This window comes from Mesorhizobium sp. M7A.F.Ca.US.007.01.2.1, from assembly GCF_003998165.1.
Taxonomy (GTDB): Bacteria; Pseudomonadota; Alphaproteobacteria; order Rhizobiales; family Rhizobiaceae; genus Mesorhizobium; species Mesorhizobium ciceri.
Map to the genome: position 1 here is coordinate 1 of NZ_RZQP01000255.1, position 7,876 is coordinate 7,876.

Genomic DNA, 7,876 nt, shown 5'->3' on the forward strand with positions numbered 1-7,876 from the left:
CCCCCAGGGCACGGGAAGGGTGGTGCGCGCCCGCCTGTCCGACGCGCTTTATTTCTGGACGACCGACCAGGGCGATTTGCCTGACCTGGCTGAGCTCGAGGCATCGGCGGAAAAATTCGGGCTTGATCTCAAGAAGCCGCTCGACCAGCGCATGGCCCGCCTCGACCATCTCGGCGTGACTTTCCACGCCAAGCTCGGCACGCAGGGCGAACGGGTGGAGCGGATCAAGCGATTGGCGGAAGAACTGGCTCCGATCGTCGGCGCCGATCCCGCACTCGCGCGCCGCGCTGCCGTCTTGGCCAAGGCAGATCTCACCACCGAAGTCGTCGGCGAGTTCCCGGAACTGCAAGGCGCCATGGGCCGCAAATATGCGCTGCTACAGAGCGAACACCCATCCGTGGCCGCAGCCATCGAAGAGCACTACAAGCCGCAGGGCCCGTCCGATTATGTGCCCAGCGATCCGGTGTCGGTCGCAGTCGCGCTCGCCGACAAGCTCGATACGCTGGTCGGCTTTTGGGCGATCGACGAAAAGCCGACTGGCTCGAAAGATCCATATGCGCTGAGAAGGGCGGCGCTGGGAGTGGTTAGGATTCTGGTTGAGAATTCTCTGAACGTTGAGCTTACCGACGTTTTCTACGCACAGCGCGACTTCGAAATATCAAAAGAGGCTGACGCGATACGTGGGCGAATTGTTGCTGGCGTGTTGTCTTCCCGTGAGGCTGCTGCGGAACACTTGGCCGAGACCGAAATCTTGGCGCATTTAGGGAAAGACGAATACCTGCATCTCTACACGCTCTTAGAGGCTGCAGAGAAAGCTAATAGGATTTCCCCTCTCGAAGAAGCAGATGCTCTCAAGATCGCCGACGCATACGTCAGCAGGTACACGGCCGTCGAATACCAGGCCAACATGTCTTTGTTTGACGATCTAAGGTCGTTTTTCCACGACCGCCTGAAAGTCTACCTCCGCGATCGAGGCGCACGCCACGATCTCATCGATGCCGTCATCACGCCGCAGTCCGATGACCTCTTGCAGATCGTGCGCCGCGTCGAGGCGCTCGGCTCCTTCCTCGACACCGAGGACGGCAAGAACCTGCTCGCCGGCACCAAGCGCGCGGCCAACATTCTGGCTGCTGAGGAGAAAAAGAAAACGGCGGTCGCCGAAACCGTTGAGCCGGCGCTGTTTCGCGCGGATACCGAGAAATCGCTGTTTGCGGCGGTGAACCAGGCTGAGAAGCAAGCCGGCGAAGCGATTCAAAACGATGATTTTTCCGGCGCCCTGCTGGCGCTTAGCGTGTTGCGCGAGCCGGTTGATTCATTCTTTGAGCATGTTCTTGTAAACGATGAGGATCAGGCGGTGCGTGCCAACCGCCTGGCGCTGCTCGCCCGCATCCGCACGGCCACCGGTCAGGTCGCGGATTTCTCCAGGATCGCAGGTTAAGGCGAAGAAAATATTCTCTGCTACCGGCCGTTCGAGCCGGCTTACAGTCATATGGCGATGATCTCTCCGTGGCAAAAGGGACATGTTCCCCAACCCCACGGAGGCTTCCATGAATTCCGATCACGAAATCGAAGTGACAGAAGAAACTCCCGCCGAGGCGCTTGAATCCGCTTCCGAAACCATTCTCGATCATGCCGCCGCCGCAGCGATCGAAGCCGCTGACCTGTCTGATGACGACGAAGACGGCGACGATGAAGAAGGCGAAGAGTCCACCGAAGCTGCCACGCTCTCGGATGACGACGAAGATGAAGACGAGGACGAAGACGACGCCGAGGACAGCGTGAAGGCTGAAGGCGACGAGTCCGAAGAAGAAGACGACGACGACAAGGAAGAAGCGGCCTGATCTTTTCAGCCGCCGAGTCTATCGATGGCAAGGCGGCGCCGAGGCGCCGCCTTTTCCTATCAGCCGTCCCCGAAGCCGACTGTCAGCCGCCCCGGCGACGGCCCGTCAGTTCTCGAGAATGCTGACGCGCACGCTGTTTTCGTAGACATCGACCTGGATCAGCGGTTCGCCATTGACGATGGCGCGCTTGGTCGAGGAACTCATCGCGCCGCCGCGTTCCAGCATGCGCTGCAGGTCGGCGCGCTGGTCGTTGGTCCTGAACCAGCCATCAGCCTCGTCGTCGCTGTCACGGCGGTGGAATTTGTGCCAGTTGGCGCGGTCCTGCCGCACCATCTGCGCGGCATTGTCCAGCGCGTAGCCGTCACTCGCCTGATGATCCCGATCGGAAATGCGCGCGACATAGGATCCCAGCATGTCGTCGGCATGAGCCGCGACGACGCCAAGCAGTGACGCCAGCAATAGGCCTGCTCCGGTTACGATTCCAGATTTTCTCATGGACCCCCCTTTACCCCTAGTGATGAAATCCCGTCTGCCAGAAATGCCTGGAACGGGGACTGCCTGGCAATGGTGCGCCGGGCGCCAGATCGCCGTCAAGTCACGCCATCGATGTCGGCTGTCTTTGAGCCGGGGCTACTTGGTGTAGCCGTTGGGAGGCATGCGCTGCCCTGCTGCCGGGGCCGGAGCGCTCGGCGGGGCGGGTTGGTTCTCGGCGTTCCCGGAGGGGGCAGCGGAAGCGGTGGCCGTTGCCGGCGCGGTGCCAGCGGCCGGCGCGGCACCGGTCGCTGGTGCAGCGGTTGGCGCGGGTGCCGGGAAATCGGGACCGGTAACGCCGCCACGGATGACCATCGGGCCTGGCTGGAAGCCGTGTCCGGTCGCGGGCTTGTCCGGGATCGCCGCTACCTTTTCATCGGTGACGTCGGGCGGCGCTTCCCCTACTGCCATCACCGACCGCGCATCGCTGGTGTTGACCGCATCGACGGTTCCAGGCTGGTTGGGAGCGCCGATCCTGACGATCGATGGTGTGGAGGATGGCGTGCCTGGAAAAACCAGGGATGATGCCTGGGCTTCGCCGGCCGCAACAGCAAGAATGATACCCAGCAGGATACGCGCAGACACTGATGTCGCTCCCCTTTGCCCAGAAGCTGTTCGATAGCAGGCCGGAATTGATGCCGGCTTTCGTGGAAACATAGCATTTTAGGGATTGATAAATCGCCAATGCTCCTGCTCGCCAACAAACGGTTACCCAACAGCCGACTTGCCCAATGGCCGCCATCGTACTACGCACCCCGCATCTGTGAGGTGACGAGAGTGGCTGAAATACTTGGCTCGGGCGAGGCGCTGGAGCGGGCGCTGGCGCTGCTCAGGGAGGGCGATGTCGTCGCCATCCCGACGGAAACCGTCTACGGGCTGGCCGGCGACGCGACCAACGGCATCGGCGTCGCGCGCATCTTCGAAGCCAAGGGGCGGCCGCGCTTCAACCCGCTGATCGCCCATGTCGCCGACATGACGATGGCCGAGCGCCTCGCGCTGTTCGATCCGCTGTCGAAGAAACTCGCGCGCGCGTTCTGGCCCGGTCCGCTGACGCTGGTGCTGCCGCAACGGCCCGGCAACGGCATCCATCCGTTGGTCACCGCCGGGCTCGATACAATCGCCTTGCGCATGCCGAGGGGCTTTGGCGGCGATCTGATCGCCAGGCTCGGCCGCCCGCTTGCAGCGCCCAGCGCCAATTCATCCGGCAGGATCAGCGCAACGACCGCGCAAGCGGTGGCAGCCGATCTCGGTGCGCGGATAAAGCTGGTGGTCGATGGCGGCGCAACCCCGGTCGGGCTGGAATCGACGATTCTCAAGGCCGAGGGGGAAAGAATGCGGCTGCTGAGGCCCGGCGGCATCGCCGCCGAGGAGATCGAGGCCGCCATCGGCATGGAATTGTTGCGCGGCGGCACCGCCAGTATCGAGGCGCCGGGTATGCTTGCCTCGCACTATGCGCCAGGTGCTGCGATGCGGCTCAATGCCGGCACGGTCGGCGAGGGCGAGGCTTTGCTCGGCTTCGGCGGCCAGAGGGCACAAGGCTGGCACCGCGCCGAAGCCTTCCTCAATTTGTCCGAAACCGGTGACCTGCGCGAAGCGGCGAGCAATCTGTTCGCCTGTATGCAGGCACTCGACCGCAGCGGCGCGCGCACCATCGCCGTCGAGCCTATTCCCTGCGACGGGCTCGGCGAAGCGATCAACGATCGGCTGTCGCGTGCAGCCGCCCCTCGTGACATCACGCAACCCGCAACATAGTTTCCCCCATGATCGAAATCACAAAGACACTCGATCCCGCCCTCATCGATCGCTTCACGGCGATCGTCGGCGACAAATATGCACTGCGTGATCAGCAGGACATCGCGCCCTACCTCATTGAGCGACGTGGGCTTTGGCACGGCGCGACGTCGCTGGTGCTGCGGCCGGGCAGCGTCGACGAGGTCAGCCGGATCGTGCGGCTGGCGACCGAGACGGGAACGCCGATCGTGCCGCAAAGCGGCAACACCGGGCTGGTCGGCGCGCAGGTGCCGGACAGGTCCGGGCGCGAAATCGTCCTGTCGCTGTCGCGGCTGAACCGCATCCGCGAGATCGATGTCCTGTCCAACACGGTGACGGTCGAGGCCGGTGTCATCCTGCAGACGCTGCAGGAGGCAGCCGACGCCGCCGACCGGCTGTTCCCGCTGTCGCTGGCCGCGCAAGGCTCCTGCCAGATCGGCGGCAATCTTTCCTCCAATGCCGGCGGCACCGGCGTGCTTGCCTACGGCAATGCGCGTGAACTTTGCCTCGGTGTCGAGGTGGTGCTGCCGACCGGCGAGGTGTTCGACGACCTGCGCAAGCTGAAGAAGGACAACACCGGCTACGATCTGAAAAACCTGTTCGTCGGGGCCGAAGGCACGCTCGGCGTCATCACCGCCGCCGTGCTGAAACTGTTCCCGAAACCGAAGGGGCGCGAAGTCGCCTTCGTCGGCCTGTCGTCGCCCGAGGCGGCACTTTCGCTGTTCGGCCTGGCCATGGACCGTGCCGGGGCAGCACTCACCGCTTTCGAACTGATCGGCAGGCGGCCATATGATTTCACCCTGGCGCATGCCCAGGGTATGGTGCGGCCGCTGATCGAGGACTGGCCGTGGTACGTGCTGATGCAGATTTCATCAGGCCGTTCGTCGGAAGATTCGAGAGCGTTGATCGAGGATGTGCTGTCGGCTGGCCTCGAACAGGAATTCGTCGGCGACGCCGTCATTGCCGCGAGTCTCGCGCAGGGCGATGCCTTCTGGAATTTCCGTGAGTTGCTGCCCGAGGCGCAGAAACCGGAGGGCGCCTCGATCAAGCACGACATTTCGGTGCCTATTGCCTCGATCCCGCGTTTCATCGAAGAAGCCGCCGGCGCGGTGGCGTCGGTGAGCGCCGGCGCGCGCGTGGTCTGCTTCGGCCATATGGGCGACGGCAATCTCCACTACAACATTTCCCGGCCCGTCGACGGCGACGATGAGGCGTTCCTCGCTCTCTATCACCCCATGAACAAGGCGGTGCACGATGTGGTGCGCAGCCTGCACGGTTCGATCTCGGCCGAGCATGGCATCGGCCAGTTGAAGCGCGACGAACTGATCGCCACCGCGCCGCCGATAGCGATCGATCTGATGCGAAGGGTGAAGGCCGCTTTCGATCCGGCCGGCATCATGAATCCGGGTAAGGTTATCTGATCCTTTCGACATCTTGTGGTTGGTGGGATTCCGATAACCATCCCTGAGATCAGCAAAATTTAACCGACTTTCTTAAGCGGGGCGGTAAGGAGCCCGCGCTACTGTCTCCATACAAACGAGGCCGGAAAAACCGGCCCGGAGAGAACCGGACACCGGCTCTCAGGAGACAGACAGGAAGGCCACTCTATGAACACCGGACTGAAGCCAGTCTGGGCGGGACGCAACATGCGTCTCGACCCATTCCGCCTGCCGCAAGTGGTGAGCTACGCGACTCGCGACGACTACGGCGATGTAACCTTCACCATCGACCAGCGCGGCGCCGTGATCCGCCGCTTGCTCGAGATGAGCGGCCTGCCCGCGATCATCGTTCTGCCTTCCAATGCGTTCCGCGGCGTTGCCGCCCGCGCCATGGAGGATCCGGACGGCAATGTCACGGTGACCCTGGAACTCCTGCACAACGACCCGATGCTGTCGGTGCCGCTGCTGGTGGCCGACGATCTCGACGATGTCGCAGCCGACTGGCGCGCCTGGGCCGACGCTTACCGCCTGCCGATGCTGCTCATCGAATCGGACGGCGTTGCCCGCACCCTGGAAGAATCGCTCGGCGCCGCCATCAAGACGCTGCCGCCGCAGGATCGGCGCAAGGGGCGGATTTCGAACACGCGCCGCCCGCGTTTCCTCGCTCGCCGCAGAGCTGGCGACCTCGGTCTCAGGCTGGTCATCGACGGCCAGGAGATTATTTCGAGGGATTAGGATGGATCTTCCTTCTCCCCCTGTGGGAGAAGGTGGCCTCACGAAGTGAGGTCGGATGAGGGGTGTTCCAGCTTGGCAACGCCGGCACTCCGTCCAGCACCCCTCAACCGTCTTGGCGCTGCGCGCCAATCCACCTTCTCCCACAAGGGGAGAAGGGAAAAAGCCCGCTAAACCAGCGGCTTCAGAGCCACCCACACAGCGCCGCCGATCAGGCCGAGGAAGATCAGCCAGCCGACCTGGTTGTTCGACCTGAACAGCCGCAGGCATTGGTCCGGATTGTCGATGTCCAACACGGCGATCTGCCGCGCCATATGGGCGCCGGCGGCGATCAGCCCGGCCAGCGCCACCACCGGCGCCTGCGCCGACGCGAAGGCGATGGCGAAGCAGATCAGCGCGCCGCCATAAAGTCCGGCCAGCCAGGCCTTGGTGTTGTCGCCGAACAGGCGTGCCGTCGAGCGCACGCCGACAATGGCGTCATCTTCCTTGTCCTGGTGCGCGTAGATCGTGTCGTAGCCGATCACCCACAGGATCGAGCCGATATAGAGCATGACAGCAGGCCCATCGAGATCGCCGAACTCGACCGCCCATCCCATCAGCGCGCCCCAGGAAAAAGCAAGGCCGAGCACAAGTTGGGGCCAGTTGGTTATCCGCTTCATGAACGGGTAAATGGCTATGACCGCCAGCGAACAGATGCCGAGCAGGACGGCGAAGCTGTTGAACTGGATGAGCACGACGAGGCCGATCAGGGCCTGCAGGACGAGAAACAGCCATGCCCGCCGGCGCGTCGCCTTGCCTGACGGCAGCGGTCGCGAGCGCGTGCGCTCCACCTGGCTGTCGATGTCCTCGTCGACGAGGTCGTTGTAGGTGCAGCCGGCGCCGCGCATGGCGATGGCCCCGACCAGGAAAAGCACGAGATACAAAGGCGCCGGCAGCAGCGAGAGCAGCGGGTCGCCCGGACGCGGATAGGCGCTCGCCGCCAAGGCCGCCGACCACCAGCACGGCCACAGCAGCAGTTGCCAGCCTATCGGCCTGTCCCACCGCGCAAGCTGCGCATAGGGCCATATCGAGCGCGGCAGCACGCGGTAGACCCAATGGCCGTTCGGCGCATCGGCGACACGGCCCTGGGCCGCTTTCGACTGGATGGTTTCCATGCCCATGGAGTGGCAGCAGTGGCGGAAACCGTCAAGCGGCAAGCGGAGACGCGGCGCCCGTCAGCCTTTCACGAGGCAAAGATGTCGCGGGTGGCGAACCAGTCCTTGGCCACCTCGACGAAGGCCAGCGCTGCATTCGACACACGCTGATGCGTGTCATAGGTGAGCAGGATCCGCTGCATGGGCAGCGGATCGGACAGCGGCTTGCAGATGAGCGGCAGCCCGTCATAGCTGCGGTCGCCATGCGGGCGGGTGTAGCTGACCGCAACGCCGAAGCCGTTGGCGACCATGCTCCGTTGCAGTTCGAACGAGCTTGTCGTCATGTCGGCCACAGGCGAAAGGCCGCGGCTGCGGAACAGGTCGAGCATATGCTGCCAGCTGTGCGGCTGGTCGGTGGTGATCAGCGGAT

Annotated in this window: 9 protein-coding genes; 5 read left to right on the forward strand and 4 right to left on the reverse strand. The window is 63.7% G+C overall.

The features are described 5' to 3' along the window. Together EN949_RS29855 and EN949_RS29860 are read left to right on the forward strand one after the other, a co-directional pair. On the forward strand, positions 1-1,438 hold a 1,438-nt coding region (locus tag EN949_RS29855; RefSeq protein ID WP_127371871.1), incomplete at its 5' end, for a glycine--tRNA ligase subunit beta. 109 nt (positions 1,439-1,547) lie between these two features. After that, positions 1,548-1,841 (forward strand): hypothetical protein, encoded by a 294-nt coding sequence (locus EN949_RS29860; protein WP_063171642.1) that lies wholly within the window; start codon positions 1,548-1,550, stop codon positions 1,839-1,841. Positions 1,842-1,946: 105 nt separating this feature from the next. Here EN949_RS29860 and EN949_RS29865 read toward each other — a convergent pair whose 3' ends face one another. Both EN949_RS29865 and EN949_RS29870 read right to left on the reverse strand, forming a co-directional pair. Then, positions 1,947-2,336: a hypothetical protein gene (locus tag EN949_RS29865; RefSeq protein ID WP_024502648.1), complete on the reverse strand. Its 390-nt coding sequence runs from the start codon at positions 2,334-2,336 to the stop codon at positions 1,947-1,949. 135 nt (positions 2,337-2,471) lie between these two features. Then, positions 2,472-2,957: a hypothetical protein gene (locus EN949_RS29870; protein ID WP_127370974.1), complete on the reverse strand. Its 486-nt coding sequence runs from the start codon at positions 2,955-2,957 to the stop codon at positions 2,472-2,474. 192 nt (positions 2,958-3,149) lie between these two features. Here EN949_RS29870 and EN949_RS29875 point away from each other — a divergent pair, with 192 nt between their 5' ends. The 3 genes from EN949_RS29875 (at position 3,150) to EN949_RS29885 (ending at position 6,316) form a co-directional block, all read left to right on the forward strand. Further along, positions 3,150-4,124: an L-threonylcarbamoyladenylate synthase gene (locus tag EN949_RS29875; RefSeq protein WP_164754942.1), complete on the forward strand. Its 975-nt coding sequence runs from the start codon at positions 3,150-3,152 to the stop codon at positions 4,122-4,124. A gap of 8 nt (positions 4,125-4,132) precedes the next feature. Beyond that, the gene (locus tag EN949_RS29880; RefSeq protein ID WP_127367153.1) at positions 4,133-5,563 is read left to right on the forward strand and encodes an FAD-binding oxidoreductase; all 1,431 of its coding nucleotides are present in this window, start codon (positions 4,133-4,135) and stop codon (positions 5,561-5,563) included. Positions 5,564-5,749: 186 nt separating this feature from the next. Then, complete coding sequence (locus tag EN949_RS29885; RefSeq protein ID WP_024502652.1) at positions 5,750-6,316, forward strand: DUF6101 family protein; 567 nt, start codon at positions 5,750-5,752, stop codon at positions 6,314-6,316. Positions 6,317-6,483: 167 nt separating this feature from the next. Here the strand turns inward: EN949_RS29885 and ubiA are convergent, their stop codons facing one another. Both ubiA and EN949_RS29900 read right to left on the reverse strand, forming a co-directional pair. Continuing rightward, entirely contained in the window at positions 6,484-7,467 is a 984-nt protein-coding gene (gene ubiA, locus EN949_RS29895) for a 4-hydroxybenzoate octaprenyltransferase (protein WP_164754946.1), read from the reverse strand. A 68-nt stretch (positions 7,468-7,535) separates the two neighbouring features. Then, positions 7,536-7,876 (reverse strand): LysR substrate-binding domain-containing protein (locus tag EN949_RS29900; RefSeq protein ID WP_245472542.1); only part of this gene is annotated, 341 nt, incomplete at its 5' end.

Bases quoted from the DNA above. Each gene is read 5' to 3' on its own strand.
- EN949_RS29880 (WP_127367153.1), top strand. From the start codon at position 4,133: ATGATCGAAATCACAAAGACACTCGATCCCGCCCTCATCGATCGCTTC.
- EN949_RS29860 (WP_063171642.1), top strand. From the start codon at position 1,548: ATGAATTCCGATCACGAAATCGAAGTGACAGAAGAAACTCCCGCCGAG.
- ubiA (WP_164754946.1), bottom strand. From the start codon at position 7,467: ATGGAAACCATCCAGTCGAAAGCGGCCCAGGGCCGTGTCGCCGATGCG.
- EN949_RS29865 (WP_024502648.1), bottom strand. From the start codon at position 2,336: ATGAGAAAATCTGGAATCGTAACCGGAGCAGGCCTATTGCTGGCGTCA.
- EN949_RS29885 (WP_024502652.1), top strand. From the start codon at position 5,750: ATGAACACCGGACTGAAGCCAGTCTGGGCGGGACGCAACATGCGTCTC.